This is a genomic window from Pseudomonas nitroreducens (genome assembly GCF_014204515.1).
GTDB classification, from domain to species: Bacteria; Pseudomonadota; Gammaproteobacteria; order Pseudomonadales; family Pseudomonadaceae; genus Pseudomonas; species Pseudomonas nitritireducens_A.
In genome coordinates, this window is the sequence record NZ_JACHLI010000005.1 from 257,870 (window position 1) to 275,919 (window position 18,050).

Sequence of the window (18,050 nt, forward strand, 5' to 3'; positions counted from 1 at the left end):
ATCTATACAACCTGTGTCCCTTGGTAGCGAGCGGTGTTACCGAACGCCACGAAACGGTGCAGCGAAGCCTTTTTCTGGTGCGATCGTCTGAAGGACGGCAGCAGCTGTCAGCTCCTATCGCTCTGCGATAAATACAATTTAATCCTTGATAATCAATAAGTTGATCTCGCCATAAGGCGAGCGGAAAGACCCGCTCGCCAAGGTTGGCCTTCGCTTTGCTTATACTTGTACATACAAGCATAGACATGATGGTGACGAGCTCCCTCGGCACCGTCGAATGAACCGCCAGGCCGCCCCCACGGCCACCGACCCGAGCAAGCGAAGGAGCCATCCGTGACCAAATTCCGCGACGTCGAAATCCGTGCCCCGCGCGGCACCCAACTGAACGCCAAGAGCTGGCTGACCGAAGCTCCGCTGCGCATGCTGATGAACAACCTCGACCCGGAAGTCGCCGAGAATCCTAAGGAACTGGTGGTGTACGGCGGCATCGGCCGCGCCGCGCGCAACTGGGAGTGCTACGACAAGATCGTCGAGACCCTGAAAGAACTGAATGAAGACGAGACCCTGCTGGTGCAGTCCGGCAAGCCGGTCGGCGTGTTCAAGACCCACGCCAACGCCCCGCGCGTGCTGATCGCCAACTCCAACCTGGTGCCGCACTGGGCCAACTGGGAACACTTCAACGAACTGGATGCCAAGGGCCTGGCCATGTACGGCCAGATGACCGCCGGCTCGTGGATCTACATCGGCAGCCAGGGCATCGTCCAGGGCACCTACGAAACCTTCGTCGAGGCCGGCCGCCAGCACTACGACGGCAACCTCAAGGGCCGCTGGGTCCTCACCGCCGGCCTCGGTGGCATGGGCGGCGCCCAGCCGCTGGCCGCGACCCTGGCTGGCGCCTGCTCGCTGAACATCGAATGCCAGCAGAGCCGCATCGACTTCCGCCTCGCCAGCCGCTACGTCGACGAGCAGGCCAAGGACCTCGACGACGCCCTGGCGCGCATCGCGAAATACACCGCCGAAGGCAAGGCCATCTCCATCGCGCTGCTGGGCAACGCCGCGGAAATCCTCCCGGAACTGCTCAAGCGCGGCGTGCGCCCGGACATGGTCACCGACCAGACCTCCGCCCACGACCCGCTCAACGGCTACCTGCCGGCCGGCTGGACCTGGGAGCAGTACCGCGACCGCGCGCAGACCGACCCGGCGGCCGTGGTGAAGGCAGCCAAGCAGTCCATGGCCGTGCATGTCAAAGCCATGCTGGAGTTCCAGAAGCAGGGCATCCCGACCTTCGACTACGGCAACAACATCCGCCAGATGGCCAAGGAAGAAGGCGTGGCCAACGCCTTCGACTTCCCCGGCTTCGTTCCGGCCTACATCCGCCCGCTGTTCTGCCGTGGCGTCGGTCCGTTCCGCTGGGCCGCGCTGTCGGGCGATGCCGAGGACATCTACAAGACCGACGCCAAGGTGAAGGAGCTGATCGCCGATGACGCCCACCTGCACCGCTGGCTGGACATGGCCAAGGAGCGCATCAGCTTCCAGGGCCTGCCGGCGCGCATCTGCTGGGTCGGCCTGGGCCAGCGCGCCAAGCTCGGCCTGGCGTTCAACGAGATGGTGCGCAGCGGCGAGCTGAAGGCGCCGATCGTGATCGGCCGCGACCACCTCGACTCCGGCTCGGTATCCAGCCCGAACCGCGAGACCGAAGCCATGCGCGACGGCTCCGACGCCGTGTCCGACTGGCCGCTGCTCAACGCCCTGCTGAACACCGCCAGCGGCGCTACCTGGGTTTCGCTGCACCATGGCGGCGGAGTGGGCATGGGCTTCTCCCAGCACTCGGGCATGGTGATCGTCTGCGACGGCACCGACGAAGCCGCCGCGCGCATTGCCCGCGTGCTGACCAACGACCCAGGCACCGGCGTGATGCGCCATGCCGACGCCGGTTACCAGATCGCCATCGACTGCGCCAAGGAGCAAGGCCTGAACCTGCCGATGATCACCGGCAAGTGATCGGGTAGGGCGGATAACCTGGAACAGGTTATCCGCCATTGTGTCCGCGGAAATTGTATTGGCGGATAACGCTGGCGCGTTATGCGCCCTACGGTCCGGTAACGCAGCCGCAGATTTTCAGGACCAGGGAAAGGGCCGCCGCACGGCGTGGTGCGGCGGCCCGGTCCGTAGAAATGCAGTACATCGACCGACAAGAATTCCCTTCGGGAGAACAATAACGATGTCCCAGGCCAGTGATAGCTCCAAACCCCTGATCGAAGTGCGTTCGATCAACTACATCCCCGAGGCTGAGCGCCACGGCAAGCTCTACAGCCAGTTCACCCTGTGGCTGGGCGCCAACCTGCAGATCACCGCCATCGTCACCGGCGCCCTGGCCGTGGTGCTGGGCGGCGACGTGTTCTGGTCGCTGATCGGCCTGCTCATCGGCCAACTGCTGGGCGGTGGCGTCATGGCACTGCACGCAGCGCAAGGGCCGAAGCTCGGCCTGCCGCAGATGATCTCCAGCCGCGTGCAGTTCGGCGTCTACGGCGCGGCGATTCCGATCGTGCTGGTGTGCCTGATGTACCTGGGCTTCACCGCCACCGGCACGGTGCTGTCCGGCCAGGCGCTGGGCCAGCTGTTCGGCGTCAGCGACAGTGTCGGCATCCTCATGTTCGCCAGCGTCATTGTGCTGGTGACCGTGCTCGGCTACCGGGTGATCCACGTGATCGGCCGCCTCGCCAGCGTCATCGGGGTGATCGCCTTCGTCTACCTGTTCAGCCGCCTGATGAGCCAGACCGACGTCGGCGCGCTGCTGGAAATCCGCCACTTCAGCTGGGGCAGCTTCCTCCTCGCGGTGTCCCTGGCGGCATCCTGGCAGATCGCTTTCGGTCCGTACGTGGCCGACTACTCGCGCTACCTGCCGAGCAAGACCTCCTCGGTGAAGACCTTCCTTGCCGTGGGCGCCGGTTCGGTGATCGGCGCGCAGGTAGCGATGATCTTCGGCGTCTTCGCCGCGGCCATGGCCAACGGGCAGTTCGCCGGCCGCGAAGTGGCCTACATCGTCGGCCTGGGCGGTACCGGCGCCACCGCGGCGCTGCTGTACTTCACCATCGCCTTCGGCAAGATCACCATCTCCACGCTGAACTCCTACGGCAGCTTCATGTGCATCGCCACGGTGATCAGCGGCTTCCGCGGCCACCTGGAAGTGACGCGTCTGCAACGCCTGGTCTTCGTGCTGGTGATCGTCGGCGCCGCGACCCTGATCGCGCTGCTCGGCCAGCATTCGTTCCTCGGCGCGTTCAAGTCCTTCATCCTCTTCCTGCTGGCCTTCTTCACCCCGTGGAGCGCGGTCAACCTCGTGGACTACTACTGCATCACCCGCGAGCACTACGACGTGCCGGCGCTGGCCGATCCGGAGGGCCGCTACGGCCGCTGGAACATCCCCGGCATCAGCGTCTATGTGATCGGCGTCCTGGTGCAATTGCCGTTCATTTCCACCAAGTTCTACACCGGCCCGCTGGTGGACGCCCTCGGCGGCGTGGATATCTCCTGGATCATCGGCCTCGTGGTTCCGGCCGTTCTCTATTACCTGGTCGCCCGCCGCGCTACGCGGGCAGTACCGGACCGGCTGATCCTGCCGGCCCGCACCTGAACAGACCCGGCCCGGCCGCGCCGCCACAAGCAGGCGCGGCCCTTTTACTGCCCAACCTCATTCACGTTTAGGAGCATCAGATGAACAACACCAAGAAGACGCTGCTGGGCCTGTTCCTCTCCGCCGGGCTGCTCGGCTCGCTGAGCGCCCAGGCCGCCGGCTGGTGCGAGAGCGGCAAGCCGGTGAAATTCGCCGGGCTGAACTGGGAGAGCGGCATGCTGCTCACCGACCTCATGCAGATCATCCTGAAGAACGGCTACGGCTGCGAAACCGACAGCCTGCCGGGCAACTCCATCACCATGGAGCAGGCCCTGGCGAACAACGACATCCAGATCTTCAGCGAAGAGTGGATCGGCCGCAGTGACGCCTGGAACAAGGCCGCCGCCGCCAACAAGGTGGTCGGCGTGGGCGCGCCCATCGTCGGCGCCACCGAAGGCTGGTACGTGCCGCGCTTCGTGATCGAGGGCGACAAGGCGCGCAACATCGAAGCCAAGGCGCCGAACCTGAAGGCCGTCACCGACCTCGCCCAGTACTCCGAGGTGTTCCGCGATCCGGAGGAGCCGGGCAAGGGCCGCTTCTACAACTGCCCGGCCGGCTGGACCTGCGAGCTGGAAAACTCCGAGATGCTGAAGAAGTACGGCCTCGAGGACAAGTACACCAACTTCCGCCCCGGCACCGGCCCGGCCCTGGATGCCGCCGTGCTGTCGAGCTACAAGCGCAAGGAGCCTATCCTCTTCTATTACTGGTCGCCGACGCCGCTGATGGGCCAGGCCGACCTGGTGAAGCTGGACGAGCCGGGCGTGAACAAGGACGTGAAGATCCAGGTCGGCCTGTCCAGGGCCTTCCACGAGCAGGCGCCTGAGCTGGTCGCCGTGCTGGAGAAGGTCAACCTGCCCATCGACCTGCTGAACCAGAACCTGGCGAAAATGGCCAAGGAGAAACTGACCTCCGAGCAGCTGGCCAAGGCCTTCCTCAAGGAACACCCGGAAGTGTGGACCACCTGGGTCAGCGAGGACGCCGCGAAGAAGGTCCAGGCCGCGCTCTGACGCTGCCCAACCCGGGGGAGCCCAGCTTCCCCGGTGATGCCCACTCCTGACGAGTACGTGCCATGTTCCCCGAACGCTTCACTTTCTCCATCGCCGACTGGGTCAACGGTTGGGTCGATGCCCTGGTCACCAACTACGGCGACGTGTTCCGCCACATCTCCGACACCCTGCTGTGGGCCATCGTCAACCTGGAGAGCGTGCTGCGGGCCACTCCCTGGTGGCTGATGCTGGCCATCGTCGCCGGCATCGCCTGGCACGCCACCCGGCGCATCCTGCCGACCGTGGTGATCGTCGGGCTGCTGTTCCTGGTGGGCGCGGTGGGCCTGTGGGACAAGCTGATGCAGACCCTGGCGCTGATGATGGTAGCGACGATCATCTCGGTGCTGATCGGCATCCCGCTGGGCATCGTCGCCGCGCGCAGCGACCGCTTCCGCGCGGTGCTGCTGCCCATGCTGGACATCATGCAGACCATGCCCAGCTTCGTGTACCTGATCCCGGTGCTGATGCTGTTCGGCCTGGGCAAGGTGCCGGCGATCTTCGCCACCGTGATCTACGCCGCTCCGCCGCTGATCCGCCTTACCGACCTGGGGATTCGCCAGGTCGACCGCGAGGTGATGGAAGCCATCACCGCCTTCGGCGCCAACCGCCGCCAGCAGTTGTTTGGCGTGCAACTGCCGCTGGCGCTGCCGAGCATCATGGCCGGCATCAACCAGACCACCATGATGGCCCTGTCGATGGTGGTCATCGCCTCGATGATCGGCGCCCGCGGCCTGGGCGAGGACGTGCTGGTGGGCATCCAGACGCTCAACGTCGGCAAGGGCCTGGAAGCCGGCCTCGCCATCGTCATCCTCGCCGTGGTCATCGACCGCATCACCCAGGCTTACGGCCGCTCGCGCCACACAGAGGCCAGCAAATGAGCAAGATCCAGGTCAAGAACGTCTACAAGATCTTCGGCGCCAAGGCCGATGCCGCGCTGGACATGATCCGCCAGGGCAAGAGCAAGGCCGAGGTGCTGGCCGCCACCGATTGCGTGGTCGGCGTCAACGACCTTTCGCTGTCCATCGAGGCGGGGGAAATCTTCGTCATCATGGGCCTCTCCGGCTCCGGCAAGTCGACCCTGGTGCGCCACTTCAACCGCCTGATCGATCCTACCAGCGGGCAGATCCTGGTGGATGGCGAGGACGTACTCGCCTACGACTCGGCCGCGCTGGAGAACTTCCGCCGGCGCAAGATCAGCATGGTGTTCCAGAGCTTCGGCCTGCTGCCGCACAAGAGCGTGCTCGACAACGTCGCCTACGGCCTGAAGATCCGTGGCGAGAGCAAGGCGCTGTGCCAGGAGCGCGCGCTGCACTGGATCGCCACCGTGGGCCTGAAGGGCTACGAGAAGTCCTACCCGCACCAGCTTTCCGGCGGCATGCGCCAGCGCGTCGGCCTGGCCCGCGCCCTGGCCGCGGACACCGACATCATCCTCATGGACGAGGCCTTCAGCGCCCTCGACCCGCTGATCCGCGCCGACATGCAGGACCAGTTGCTGGAGCTGCAGAAGACCCTGCACAAGACCATCGTCTTCATCACCCACGACCTCGACGAAGCGGTGCGCATCGGCAACCGCATCGCCATCCTCAAGGACGGCCAGCTGATCCAGGTCGGCGCGCCGGCCGACATCCTGCACAAGCCCGCCGACGAGTACGTCGACCGCTTCGTCCAGCGCCGCGTCGCCGCGCTGTAACGCATTCACCGGCGGGGAAGGGGGCTTCCCCGCCTACAGGAGTTCCGCATGTCGTCCGCTTCCACCATCACCCTGGGCAACGGCCCGCTGCGCTGGCAGGACCTGGTCGCCGTCGCCCGTCACGGCGCGCGCCTTGTACTGGCACCGGCCGCCTGGGCGCGCATCGACAACGCCCGGGGCATCGTCGAGCGCATCGTCAGCCGGGGTGAACGGGCCTATGGCATCAGCACCGGGCTGGGCGCGCTGTGCAACGTGGTGCTGCAGGGCGAGCAACTGGCGCAGCTGTCGCGCAACACCCTGCTCAGCCACGCCTGCGGCGTCGGCGAGCCGCTGAAGGACGAGCAGACCCGCGCGATCATCTGCGCGGCGATTACCAACTTCACGCACGGCAAATCCGGCCTGCACCGCCGGGTGGTGGAAGCGCTGCTGGCGCTGCTCAACCACGGCATCACCCCGCGCGTGCCCTCGCAGGGTTCGGTGGGCTACCTGACCCACATGGCCCACGTCGGCGTGGCGCTGCTGGGCATTGGTGAGGTGAGCTACCGCGGCGAAATCGTCCCGGCCTTCCAGGCGCTGGCCGCCGAAGGGCTGGAACCGGTGCAGCTGGGCGCCAAGGACGGGCTCTGTCTGGTCAACGGCACGCCATGCATGACCGGCCTGAGCTGCCTCGCCCTGGATGACGCCACGCGCCTGGCGCAATGGGCCGACGTCATCGGCGCCATGAGCTTCGAGGCCCTGCGCGGGCAGATCGACGCCTTCGACGCCGAGATCATCGCGCTCAAGCCGCACCCGGGCATGCAGAAGGTCGGCGCCAACCTGCGCGCGCTGCTCGAAGGCAGCGAGGTGATTGCCGCCAGCAAGGGCATCCGCACCCAGGACGCCCTGAGCATCCGCTCCATGCCGCAGATCCACGGCGCCGTGCGCGATCAGCTGGAGCACGCGGCGAAACAGATCGAGACCGAACTCAACTCCGCCACCGACAACCCGCTGGTGCTGGGCACCCCGGACGACTACCGCGTGGTCTCCCAGGCCAACCCCCACGGCGAATCCGTGGCCATGGCCGCCGACCTGCTGGCGATCGCCGTGGCCGAGCTGGGCGGGGTTGCCGAGCGGCGCCTGGACCGTCTGATCAACCCGCTGGTCAGCGGCCTGCCGGCCTTCCTGGTCAGCCAGCCGGGGGTCAACTCCGGGATGATGATCGTACAGTACGTCGCCGCCGCCCTCGCCGGCGAGAACCGCCAGCTGGCGCAGCCGGCGGTGGTGGACAACTACGTCACCTCCGGCCTGCAGGAAGACCACCTGAGCCTGGGCACCAGCGCCGCGCTCAAGCTGCACAAGGTGGTCGGCAACGTCACGCAGATCCTCGCCATCGAATACCTGCTGGCCGCCCAGGCCTTCGAATTCCTCAAGCCGCAACGCTTCGGCAGCGGCACCGACTGCGCCTGGAGCCTGCTGCGCGAGCGCGTGCCGGCCTACGACAGCGACCGCTGGCTGGCGCCGGACATCGCCCGCGCCGCCGCGTTGCTGGGCGAACCTGCCGCGCTGCAGAGCGTCGGAGCGAGCATCGGGAGACTGCAATGAAACACCTCTGGCAGCACTGCCACGCGGCGACCATGAAAGACGGCCGCTACTCGATCATCGAGGACGCCGCGATCATCACCGAAGGTGAACGCATCCGCTGGATCGGCCCGCGCGCCGAACTGCCCGAACGCCCCGTGCAGAGCACCGACCTGGGCGGCGCCTGGGTCACTCCCGGCTTCATCGACTGCCACACCCACCTGGTGTTCGGCGGCGACCGCAGCGGCGAATTCGAGCAACGCCTGAACGGCGTCAGCTATGCCGAGATCGCCGCAGCCGGCGGCGGCATCGCCAGTACCGTGCGTGCCACCCGCGAGGCCAGCGAAGACGAACTGCTGGCCAGTGCGATCAAGCGTGCCCGCCCGCTGCTGGCCGATGGCGTGACCGTGCTGGAGGTTAAGTCTGGCTATGGCCTGGACCTCGACAGCGAACGACGCATGCTGCGCGTGGCCCGCCGGCTGGAGCAGGAGTTGCCGGTGACGGTGCGCACCACCTGCCTGTCTGCCCACGCGCTGCCGCCGGAATACGCCGGGCGTGCCGACGAGTACATCGAGCAGGTCTGCCAGCACATCCTCCCGGCGCTGGCCGACGAGGGGCTGGTGGACGCGGTGGACGCCTTCTGCGAGCACCTGGCGTTCTCCCCGGCGCAGGTCGAGCGGGTATTCCAGGCCGCACAGCGCCTGGGGCTGCCGGTGAAGCTGCACGCCGAACAGCTGTCTTCGCTGCACGGTTCCAGCCTCGCCGCGCGCTATGGCGCACTGTCCGCCGACCACCTGGAGTTCATGGACGAGAGCGACGCCATCGCCATGGCCGAGGCTGGCACTGTTGCGGTGTTGCTGCCCGGCGCCTTCTTCGTCCTGCGCGAAACCCAGCTGCCGCCGATGGACGCCCTGCGCAAGCACGGCGTGCCCATCGCCATCGCCAGCGACCTCAACCCCGGCACCTCGCCGGCGCTGTCCCTGCGCCTGATGCTGAACATGGCCTGCACCGCCTTCCGCCTGACCCCGGAAGAGGCGCTGGCCGGCGTCACCCTCAACGCCGCCCGCGCCCTGGGCATGGCCGACAGCCACGGCAGCCTGGAAGCCGGCAAGGTCGCCGACTTCATCGCCTGGGACATCCAGCGCCCGGCCGAACTGAGCTACTGGCTCGGCGGCGACCTGCCCAAGCGCGTCATTCGTCATGGCGAAGAGCTGTGAGGCCACAAGATCAAATGCCCCTCACCCTAACCCTCTCCCGCAAGCGGGAGAGGGGACCGTACGGTGCAGGATGAAACCGCAGCATCAGCCGGCACGGACAGCTCCCTCTCCCTCGGGAGAGGGCTGGGGTGAGGGGGAAGCATCGGCACGGACTTTCAGCAGAAGACAATCGCTTCTACGAAAATGAACTCATCTCGCTTGGTGTGGAGATAGCACCCCATGAATAACGTTCTCACCTTCAAACGCGGCCACGTCCCGCTGCTGATCAGCATGCCGCACCCCGGCATCCGCCTGACCCCGGCCGTGGAAGCCGGCCTGGTGGATGAGGCCCGCGAACTGGCCGACACCGACTGGCACATCCCGCGGCTCTACGCCTTCGCCGAGGATCTGGGCGCCAGCACCCTGGCCGCCAACTACTCGCGCTACGTCATCGACCTGAATCGCCCGGCCGACGACAAGCCGCTGTACAGCACCGCCACCACCGGCCTCTACCCGGACACCCTGTTCGACGGCCGCCCGCTGTTCAAGGACGGCCAGACGCCGTCGCCCGACGAGCGCGCGCGCTACCTCGCCGAAGTCTGGGCGCCCTACCACCAGACCCTGACCGACGAACTGGCGCGCCTGAAGGCCGAGTTCGGCTACGCGCTGCTGTGGGATGCCCACTCCATCGCCTCGGTGATCCCGCACCTGTTCGACGGCAAGCTGCCGGACTTCAACATCGGCACGAACAGCGGCGCGAGTTGCGATGCGGAACTGGCCGAGCGCCTGGTCGCCGTCTGCGCCGACGCCCCGGCCTACCGGCACATCCTCAACGGCCGCTTCAAGGGCGGGCACATCACCCGTCACTACGGCCAGCCGCAGGACAACGTACACGCCGTGCAGCTGGAACTCGCCCAGTGCAACTACATGGATGAACACGCGCCCTTCGGCTACCGCGAAGACCTCGCCGCGGCCACCGCCCAGGTGCTCCGCCGGATGCTGGAAACCTTCATCGCCTGGGGCCGCGAGCACTACGGTCGCTGAGTTTTACGCAGCCTCCTGCCGCGCCGGGACTGTCGGCGCGGCGCCGCCGGACCACGCATCCCGGCGACGCTGCCCCGGTGCGGCAGGGGGCTGTCTTTTATTCCTGCATTCGTTTTAACGGAAGCGAACGATGCGTGAATCGGAATAGTAGAACTCATTGCGGCTGTCACCCTGGCGGAATACCAGGCCGTAGTCTTCCAGGAAGTAGCGGGTATCAACGCGTTTGTATTTGTCGTCGACTACCGAGCAGTGGATCTCCTTGGCGCTGCCGGAGAGTTGCGCGTTGAGCTCGGTAGCGGGCAACTCGCGAATCACTTCGCACCGAGTTTCCTGAGTGTCTCGGGTTTGACCGATGATGCTGAAGTTTTCTTTTCGAGTTAGGCGATAGCTGAGTTTTTCACCCACCGGCATTTGCTTCCAGTTGCCTTCCAGCTCCAGCTTTTCGACCTCGCGGGTACCTTGCGCCTTGCTGTAGTGGGTCACGCTGCTGAGTTCCAGCATGCCCATGAAGCTGGTGTCCTGGGATACGTAGCCGGTGCCCTGACGCTTGACGTGTAGCAGGCCAGGAGTTTCGCCGGGCTGGAACCAGAACTCCTCGATCAAAGGCCTGGTTTCGCCTTTGAAGGTAGAGGTGCCTTCGGTACGCAGGTACGTCAGAGACTTCCTGGGTGCATCGAGACCCAGCGCGGTGACGTTGCGCGCGACGGCGGTATTCAGCGCTGGTTGATTTTCCAAGTCCGGAACGGGCTTGTCGCGACTCTCGGCACGTGGCAGTGCGGACAGTTGCTCGCGCGGCTTACAGGTGGCTTGGAGAATGACAAGGTAGTCGGACGAGGCAGAGTCGAAAGTACGCGCGCCTGGAGTGGCCTCGATACGTCCATCCGTGACTCGCTGGCGAGGATCAAGGTCGTAGCCGGTCAACCAACTGTAAGTGCTACGGCCGCAATTCACTTGCAGTTGCTCGACCTTGCTGCCGTAGGGGGCTTGGTAGGGGGCATCGTAGGCTAGCGACGGATAGTCGAATGCTGCCCAGAGCTTAAGGTCACCGTCTGATTGTGGTTCCAGGCTGGCGATATCCAGTAGGACATGACCGCCATTGCCGCTTTCAAAGTTTGCGAGTTTGCGCCAGTCCGGAGTCCGCGTGCAGGCCTGGGCAACCTGCGGCAATATCCGCAGGGTTCTGGCCGTGTCGTTTGCCAGCGGGATGGGTTCACGATATTGCGACTGGCCCACGGCGTACATGCGGCTGGGGGTGTTTACGTACAGCCAGTTGGCGTTCTCGCTCGAGCAGCTCACCTGAAGCTGCAGTATGCCGCGCGGGAGGCGTAGGGCGAGGGCCACCTCGTTATCGGTACGCAGGACGCTATTGTCCACAACGTTGCTGGCGCTGGCTGCGTTGGTGACCAGCTCGTCGAGGACTTTCGTGGGTTTTTTTCCAGTAGCAGGTTGAGTGGCGCAGCCACCAACAGCGAGAAGAAGTAGTGCGAGCAGCTGCGGGCGAAGCAATAGCATGGCGAGTCCTTTCAGATTGAAACCCGATCCCAGCGGGGCGCGAAAGATTCGGTGATATTCCCCCGTTTGACAATGACGCGGAGCAATCAGGCCGGGCTAGCGCTCTGTTTTGCTTGCTGTAGCCGGCCGTTGGCAGGCGCTAGGAGCTCCTCTCACTGCTCTAGATCCTTATATAGGCCAATTGCCCCTCGGCATGCCGCACCAGCATCTCCAGCAGCAGCGCCTGGGTATGCGGTGGCGTTTCGTCGGCGCGGGTCAGGGCGTAGAGCGTGACCTTGAACGTGGGTGAGAGCGTGCGCTGCACCGTCAGGCGTTCGTCCGCGCCCAGCGCGGTGAAAGGGTCGACCAGCGCCAGTCCGGTGCCGGCTTCCACCAGCGTGCGTGCCAGGGCGTAGGTCTGCACCGCGATGCGTACGCGGGGTGGCGGTTCGATGTTGGCCAGATGGCCTTCCAGCCGCGCCGACAGCGGATCGGAGGTGGACAGGCCGATCATCGGTTCACCCGCCAGTTCGTCCAGGGTCAGCGGCTGCTCCAGGCGCTCTTCGGGCCAATGGCCGCGCGGCGCCAGGGCCACCAGTGGACCGCTGGCGATGGGTTGCGAGCGCAGGCCGGGATGGTCGGTCTGTTGCAGGGTCAGAGCGAGGTCGAGTTCGCGCATCAGCAGGTTCTGCACCAGTTCGCGGGAGTGCTGGGTGGCTAGTTCGCAGCTGCTTTGCGGGTAGCGGTCGGTCCATTCGCGGATCACCGGCGGCAGCAGCGACAGCGCCATGGCCGGCGTGGCGCCCACGCGCAGGCGGTTCTCCGGCTGGCCGCGCAGGCTCTGCGCAAGGCGCCGCACGCCCTGCAGGCTTTCGCTGACCTTGGCCACCTCGCGTTCCAGCTCCAGTGCCTCGGGCGTTGCCTGCAGTTTACCTTTCACCCTCAGGAACAGCGGGAAGCCCAGCTGCTGCTCGGCGTGCTGCAGCACCTTGGTCACCGCCGGCTGGGAAACGTGCAGCAATTGCGCGGCGCCGCTGACCGAGCCCGTCTCGCGGATGGCCTGGAACACTTCGATATGGCGCAGGCGCATGGGCGTCTCCCAGGTGTGAATACGCGTATAACGCAAGGTTATGGGTTGCCCATGTTTATTCATTGTTCGCCACCTGTCATCCGCGCCTAAGGTCGAGGCCAGGATTCGATTGGCAGTGAGACGGCAATGGCACAGCGGGTTTGCATCATCGGCGCGGGCGTGGTCGGACTGGCCACTGCACACGCGCTGGTCCTCGAAGGATTCGACGTCACCGTGCTGGAAGCGCGGGATGCGGCCGGGCTGGAAACCAGCTTCGCCAACGGCGGCCAGCTGTCCTACCGCTACGTGGCGCCGCTGGCCGATGCCGGCGTGCCGCAGCAGGCGTTGGGCTGGCTGCTGCGCGGGGATTCGCCGCTGCGCCTGCGCCCACGCCTGGACCCGGCGCAGTGGCGTTGGCTGCTGCAGTTCACCGCTGCCTGCCGGCGCTCGGTGAACCAGGCCAATGCCCAGCACCTGCTGCGGCTGGCGCTGTTCAGCCAGTCCACCCTGGCGCAGTGGCGCGACGACGGGCTGGAGGGCTTCGACTGGCGGCGCAACGGCAAGCTGGTGGCGTTCCGCGATGAAGCCAGTTTCCGTGGTGCGCGGCAGAGCCTGTCCGACCCTTCCGCGCAGCAGGTGCTCGATGCATACCAGTGCCGGCAACTCGATCCCGCACTGGCGGGCGCCCCCTTCGTCGGCGGCGTCTATACGCCGGACGAGGAGGTGGCCGATTGCTTCAAGTTCTGCCAGCAGCTGGCGCTGCAACTGGAGAAGTCCGGCCGCTGCCAACTGGTGTACGGCCATCCGGCTTCCCGGCTGGTGATGAGCAGCGGTGCGCTGGTAGGCGTGGAAGCGGGCGGCAAGACCTTCGAGGCCGACCACGTGGTGCTCGCCGCCGGCTACCGCAGCGCCGCCCTGCTGCCGGGCGGCCCGCGGCTGCCGCTCTATCCGCTCAAGGGCTACAGCCTGACCGCGCCGATCCGCACAGGCGACCACGCGCCGGACGTCAGCCTCACCGATTACGACCGCAAGGTGGTCTACGCCCGTATCGGCGATCGCCTGCGCATCGCCGCCATGGTCGACATCGTCGGCTTCGACCCGCGCCTGGAGCCCAAGCGGCTGGCGCTGATCCGCCAGCAGGCGGCGGACACCCTGCCCGACGCCTGCGACTACGGCGCCGCCGTCGAATGGGCCGGCATGCGCCCGGCGACGCCCACCGGCGTGCCGCTGGTCGGCGCCTGCGGACCGCGCGGCCTGTGGCTGAACCTTGGCCATGGCGCGCTGGGCTTCACCCTCGCCAGTGGCAGCGCGCAGTTGATTGCCGCACAGATCGCCGGGCGCCGCCCCGGCATAGACACCAGCGGCCTGACGCCCGAACGGCTGGCCGGCTGACTTCATCGGATTGGGAGAACCACCATGCAACTCACTCGTATCGCCACCAACGACCGCCTTTCCGGCGCTATGGTCTTCGGCTCGCTGGTGTTCCTCTCCGGGCAGGTGCCCGGTCAGGCCAGCGATATCCAGGGCCAGACCGGCGAGGTACTGGCGAAGATCGACGCACTGCTGGCCGAAGCCGGCACCGACAAGGCGCATATCCTCAGCGCGACCATCTACCTGAAGGACATCGCCGCCGATTTCGAGGCCATGAACGGCGTCTGGTCCGCCTGGCTGCCCGAGGGTTGCGCGCCGACCCGCACCACGGTGCAGGCGCTGCTGGCGCGACCATCGGTACGGGTGGAAATCACCGTGATTGCCGCGCGCCCCTGAAGCTCAAACCCGACTCACAACAACAAGAGGGATCGAACCCATGAAACGATTTGCACTGGGAATGCTGGCAGCCTCCAGCCTGGTCTGCACCATGGCGCAGGCGGACGAGGCGCTGGACGGCACGCTGAAGAAAGTGGCCGAGCGCGGCACGATAACCCTGGGTTATCGCGACGCCTCGGTGCCGTTCTCCTACCTGGGCGACAACAGCGGCCAGCCCATGGGCTACTCGGTCGACCTGGCCGGCAAGGTGGTCGAGCGCCTCCGGCAGAAACTCGACAAGCCGGACCTGAAGGTTAAGTACAACCCGGTGACCTCGCAGACGCGCATCCCGCTGGTGCAGAACGGCACCGTGGACTTGGAGTGCGGCTCCACCGGCGTCACTGCCGAGCGCCTGAAACAGGTCGCCTTCTCCTACGGCTTCATCTACGTGAAGGGCCAATTGCTGACCGCCAAGGACAGCGGCATCCAGGGCTTCAACGACCTCAAGGGCAAGAACGTGGTGACCACCGCCGGCACCACCAACGAGCGTTATCTGAAGGCCTACAACGCCGAGCACAAGCTGGGCATGAACGTGGTCAGCGCCAAGGACCACGGCGAAGCCTTCCTCATGCTGCAGTCCGGCCGCGCGGTGGCTTTCTACATGGACGACGCGCTGCTCTACGGCGAGAAGGCCAAGGCCCGCGACCCGCACCAGTGGGTGGTGGTGGGCGAACCGCAGTCGCGGGAAATCTACGCCTGCATGCTGCGCAAGGATGATCCGCAGTTCCTCGCCCTGGTCAACCAGACCCTGGCCGACCTGTACGCCTCCGGCGAGATCAAGGGTATCTACCAGCGCTGGTTCGAGCAGCCGATCCCGCCGAAGAACCTCAACCTGGAATTCCCGATGACCGCCGAGCTGCAGGCGATCATCGCCAAGCCCACCAGCGAGCCGGTGCAGTAAGCCGTCAGCGTTGCAGGCCGAGGTGGCGGATCAGTGGTTGCGCCTCGGCCAGGCGCTCCCAGACGTCGTCGAGCAATTCGGCGGGGTAGTAGGAGGGCAGGCGCGGCAGTTCCTGGCGCGGTACCCAGGCGACCTCGCGGATATCGAACTCGTCGCCGCCCAGCCCGCGCAGGTTGTCCAGGCTGACGCGGCCGTCCCAGGCGTCCACACGGTAGAACAGCTCCATGTGGAAGCGCCCGGCCACCGGCTCGGCGAACTCGCGGACGTAGACCAGCGGCCCGACCTCCACCGCCAGCCCGGTTTCCTCGCGGCACTCGCGGCGCACCGTATCGCGGGTGGATTCGTCCTTGTCCGACTCGAAGCCGCCGCCCGGCGGAATCCAGTACACGTCCCCGGCCACCTCGTGGCGCACCAGCAGGATTTCGTCGCTGCGCACCAACAGGCCGGCGGCGCGGATGCGGTGTTGCAGGGGGGAAGTCATTGCCAGTCGAGCCTCGCCAGTTTCCATTCCGAGCCCTCGCGCCACCATTCCAGCTTCACCGAGTAATGCCCGGCGCTGTCGGGGATAAAGCTCTCGGCGCCGGTGAGGGCGACCTGGGCGTCGGTGTGGCCGCGGTTGGCGTAGGTCGGGTCGATCCGGCTCTCGCTGCTGAGCAGGATCACCTTGACCTGCTGGTGACGCAGGAACATCAGCGTCATGGTGCGCCTGGCCCAGTCGCGGTCGAACTCGCCGTTGGCGCGGAAATCGCCGGCCAGCTGATCGATCACCGCCCCGCTATTCTTGGCTTCGAGGTTGTCCTGCAGTTGCTTGACGGCGGCGTCCAGTTGCGCGCGCGGGTCGTCGCGGCCGCAGCCGGTCAAGGCGAACAGCAGCAGGAACAGAGAAAGAAACAACTTCCGTGGCATGGCTCACTAACTCCCTTATGGGTTTTTCGCTGGCCCGAGTATCATGCCCGACACCGTGGGGGCCGAAGACTTTCGATGGAAGTCGCGCTGCGGCAACGCGACTTTCTATAAGTAGGCGACAGGCCCTAGGATGGTTACTGGTCCGGGAGCGACCGTACGCACTGATCCAGGAGCGAGCCATGCAAACTTTGTATCCGGAAATCAAGCCTTACGCCCGCCACGAACTGGCCGTCGAAGCGCCCCACGTCCTCTATGTGGACGAGAGCGGCACGCCCGACGGATTGCCGGTCCTGTTCATCCATGGCGGCCCGGGCTCCGGTTGCGATGCCATGTCGCGGCGCTTCTTCGATCCCAATATCTACCGCATCGTCACCTTCGACCAGCGCGGCTGCGGCCGTTCCACGCCCTACGCCAGCCTGGAGAACAACACCACCTGGCACCTGGTGCAGGACATCGAGCGCATCCGCGAGCAACTGGGCATCGACAAGTGGGTGCTGTTCGGCGGCTCCTGGGGCTCGACCCTGTCACTGGCCTACGCCCAGACCCACCCGGAGCGCGTGCTGGCGCTGATCGTGCGCGGCATCTTCCTCTGCCGCCCGCAGGAAATCCGCTGGTTCTACCAGGAAGGCGCGAGCCGCCTGTTCCCCGACTACTGGGAAGACTACCTGGCGCCGATTCCCGCTGACGAGCACGACGACCTGCTGCACGCCTTCCACCGCCGCCTGACCGGCGCCGACCAGATCGCCCAGATGCATGCGGCCCGTGCCTGGTCCACCTGGGAAGGGCGCACCGCCACGCTGCGGCCGAACCCGGCAGTGGTCGATCGCTTCGCCGACCCACACCGTTCGCTGTCGATTGCCCGCATCGAGAACCACTACTTCGTCAATGACGGCTTCCTCGAACCGGACCAGCTGCTGCGCGACATGCACAAGATCGCCCACTTGCCGGGCGTGATCGTCCACGGCCGCTACGATGTGGTCTGCCCGCTGGACAACGCCTGGGCGCTGCACAAGGCCTGGCCCAACAGCGAACTGCAGATCGTCCGCGACGCCGGTCACGTGGCCGGCGAGCCGGGCATTGCCGATGCACTGGTGCGCGCCACCAACGAAATCGGCCGGCGCCTGCTGAACCTGCCGCCGGAGGCGGAATGAAGGGACTGATCCAGCGCGTGCGCGGCGCCCGTGTCGAGGTCGACGGCGAAATTGTCGGTGCCATCGATCAGGGGCTGCTGGCCCTGGTGGGGGTAGAGCCCCAGGATGATGAGGAATCGGTGAACCGTTTGTTGCACAAGCTGCTTAACTATCGAGTGTTTGCCGACGATGAAGGTAAAATGAACCTTTCATTGAGCGATGTCGGCGGCGGCCTGCTGCTGGTGTCGCAGTTCACCCTGGCCGCGGATACCCGCAAGGGACTGCGGCCGAGTTTTTCCAGCGCGGCGCCCCCTGAAAAGGGCGCCGCGTTGTTCGATCTGCTCGTGGCAAAGGCACGAGAGCGTCATTCCCTGGTCGCCACCGGACGTTTCGGCGCCAACATGCAGGTCCACCTGGTCAATGACGGACCGGTGACCTTTCTTCTGGAGGCTTGAACGCGCGGCAGCTTGTCATATCGCCGTGGGATGATGGTTAGGGCTATGCACTTAGAACAATGCGCCTCCGGGAGTCGGAAGTACCC

Annotated in this window: 17 protein-coding genes; 13 read left to right on the forward strand and 4 right to left on the reverse strand. The window is 66.0% G+C overall.

Going from position 1 to position 18,050, the window contains the following annotated elements; translation table 11 throughout:
• Positions 1-333 precede the first annotated feature (333 nt).
• The 8 genes from hutU (at position 334) to hutG (ending at position 10,206) form a co-directional block, all read left to right on the forward strand.
• Positions 334-2,001: a urocanate hydratase gene (gene hutU, locus HNP46_RS09345; RefSeq protein WP_184588037.1), complete on the forward strand. Its 1,668-nt coding sequence runs from the start codon at positions 334-336 to the stop codon at positions 1,999-2,001.
• Positions 2,002-2,221: 220 nt separating this feature from the next.
• Entirely contained in the window at positions 2,222-3,634 is a 1,413-nt protein-coding gene (locus HNP46_RS09350; protein WP_184588039.1) for a purine-cytosine permease family protein, read from the forward strand.
• 80 nt (positions 3,635-3,714) lie between these two features.
• On the forward strand, positions 3,715-4,680 hold the full coding sequence (locus HNP46_RS09355) for an ABC transporter substrate-binding protein (RefSeq protein ID WP_184588041.1): 966 nt from the start codon (positions 3,715-3,717) through the stop codon (positions 4,678-4,680).
• A 62-nt stretch (positions 4,681-4,742) separates the two neighbouring features.
• On the forward strand, positions 4,743-5,597 hold the full coding sequence (locus HNP46_RS09360; RefSeq protein ID WP_184588043.1) for an ABC transporter permease: 855 nt from the start codon (positions 4,743-4,745) through the stop codon (positions 5,595-5,597).
• A complete protein-coding gene (locus tag HNP46_RS09365) occupies positions 5,594-6,409 on the forward strand; it encodes a quaternary amine ABC transporter ATP-binding protein (RefSeq protein ID WP_184588045.1) in 816 nt (271 codons plus the stop codon). The genes HNP46_RS09360 and HNP46_RS09365 overlap by 4 nt, the downstream gene beginning before the upstream one ends.
• A 48-nt stretch (positions 6,410-6,457) precedes the next feature.
• On the forward strand, positions 6,458-7,990 hold the full coding sequence (gene hutH / locus HNP46_RS09370; RefSeq protein ID WP_184588047.1) for a histidine ammonia-lyase: 1,533 nt from the start codon (positions 6,458-6,460) through the stop codon (positions 7,988-7,990).
• The gene (hutI, locus tag HNP46_RS09375) at positions 7,987-9,183 is read left to right on the forward strand and encodes an imidazolonepropionase (RefSeq protein ID WP_184588049.1); all 1,197 of its coding nucleotides are present in this window, start codon (positions 7,987-7,989) and stop codon (positions 9,181-9,183) included. Before hutH ends, hutI begins: the two co-directional genes overlap by 4 nt.
• 219 nt (positions 9,184-9,402) lie before the next feature.
• Entirely contained in the window at positions 9,403-10,206 is an 804-nt protein-coding gene (gene hutG, locus HNP46_RS09380) for an N-formylglutamate deformylase (RefSeq protein WP_184588052.1), read from the forward strand.
• Positions 10,207-10,320: 114 nt separating this feature from the next.
• Here the strand turns inward: hutG and HNP46_RS09385 are convergent, their stop codons facing one another.
• Positions 10,321-11,718 carry a hypothetical protein gene (locus tag HNP46_RS09385; RefSeq protein ID WP_184588054.1) on the reverse strand — a complete coding sequence of 466 codons (1,398 nt, stop codon included), beginning with the start codon at positions 11,716-11,718 and terminating at the stop codon, positions 10,321-10,323.
• 160 nt (positions 11,719-11,878) lie between these two features.
• The gene (locus HNP46_RS09390) at positions 11,879-12,787 is read right to left on the reverse strand and encodes a LysR family transcriptional regulator (RefSeq protein ID WP_409372423.1); all 909 of its coding nucleotides are present in this window, start codon (positions 12,785-12,787) and stop codon (positions 11,879-11,881) included.
• Positions 12,788-12,913: 126 nt separating this feature from the next.
• Between HNP46_RS09390 and HNP46_RS09395 the strand changes: the two genes are divergently transcribed.
• The 3 genes from HNP46_RS09395 to HNP46_RS09405 are packed head-to-tail and all read left to right on the forward strand — an operon-like array spanning position 12,914 to position 15,473.
• Complete coding sequence (locus tag HNP46_RS09395) at positions 12,914-14,158, forward strand: D-amino acid dehydrogenase (protein WP_184588059.1); 1,245 nt, start codon at positions 12,914-12,916, stop codon at positions 14,156-14,158.
• Between the two features lie 24 nt (positions 14,159-14,182).
• Positions 14,183-14,533 (forward strand): RidA family protein, encoded by a 351-nt coding sequence (locus HNP46_RS09400; protein WP_184588061.1) that lies wholly within the window; start codon positions 14,183-14,185, stop codon positions 14,531-14,533.
• A gap of 40 nt (positions 14,534-14,573) precedes the next feature.
• On the forward strand, positions 14,574-15,473 hold the full coding sequence (locus HNP46_RS09405; RefSeq protein ID WP_184588063.1) for a transporter substrate-binding domain-containing protein: 900 nt from the start codon (positions 14,574-14,576) through the stop codon (positions 15,471-15,473).
• Positions 15,474-15,477: 4 nt separating this feature from the next.
• Here HNP46_RS09405 and HNP46_RS09410 read toward each other — a convergent pair whose 3' ends face one another.
• Positions 15,478-15,954 (reverse strand): NUDIX domain-containing protein, encoded by a 477-nt coding sequence (locus tag HNP46_RS09410; RefSeq protein WP_184588065.1) that lies wholly within the window; start codon positions 15,952-15,954, stop codon positions 15,478-15,480.
• The gene (locus HNP46_RS09415) at positions 15,951-16,379 is read right to left on the reverse strand and encodes a hypothetical protein (protein ID WP_184588067.1); all 429 of its coding nucleotides are present in this window, start codon (positions 16,377-16,379) and stop codon (positions 15,951-15,953) included. The genes HNP46_RS09410 and HNP46_RS09415 overlap by 4 nt, the downstream gene beginning before the upstream one ends.
• Positions 16,380-16,558: 179 nt before the next feature.
• Between HNP46_RS09415 and pip the strand changes: the two genes are divergently transcribed.
• Together pip and dtd are read left to right on the forward strand one after the other, a co-directional pair.
• Positions 16,559-17,530 carry a prolyl aminopeptidase gene (pip, locus tag HNP46_RS09420; RefSeq protein WP_184588069.1) on the forward strand — a complete coding sequence of 324 codons (972 nt, stop codon included), beginning with the start codon at positions 16,559-16,561 and terminating at the stop codon, positions 17,528-17,530.
• Positions 17,527-17,964, forward strand: coding sequence for a D-aminoacyl-tRNA deacylase (dtd, locus tag HNP46_RS09425; RefSeq protein ID WP_184588071.1), 438 nt, complete (start codon positions 17,527-17,529; stop codon positions 17,962-17,964). Before pip ends, dtd begins: the two co-directional genes overlap by 4 nt.
• Positions 17,965-18,050: the final 86 nt, after the last annotated feature.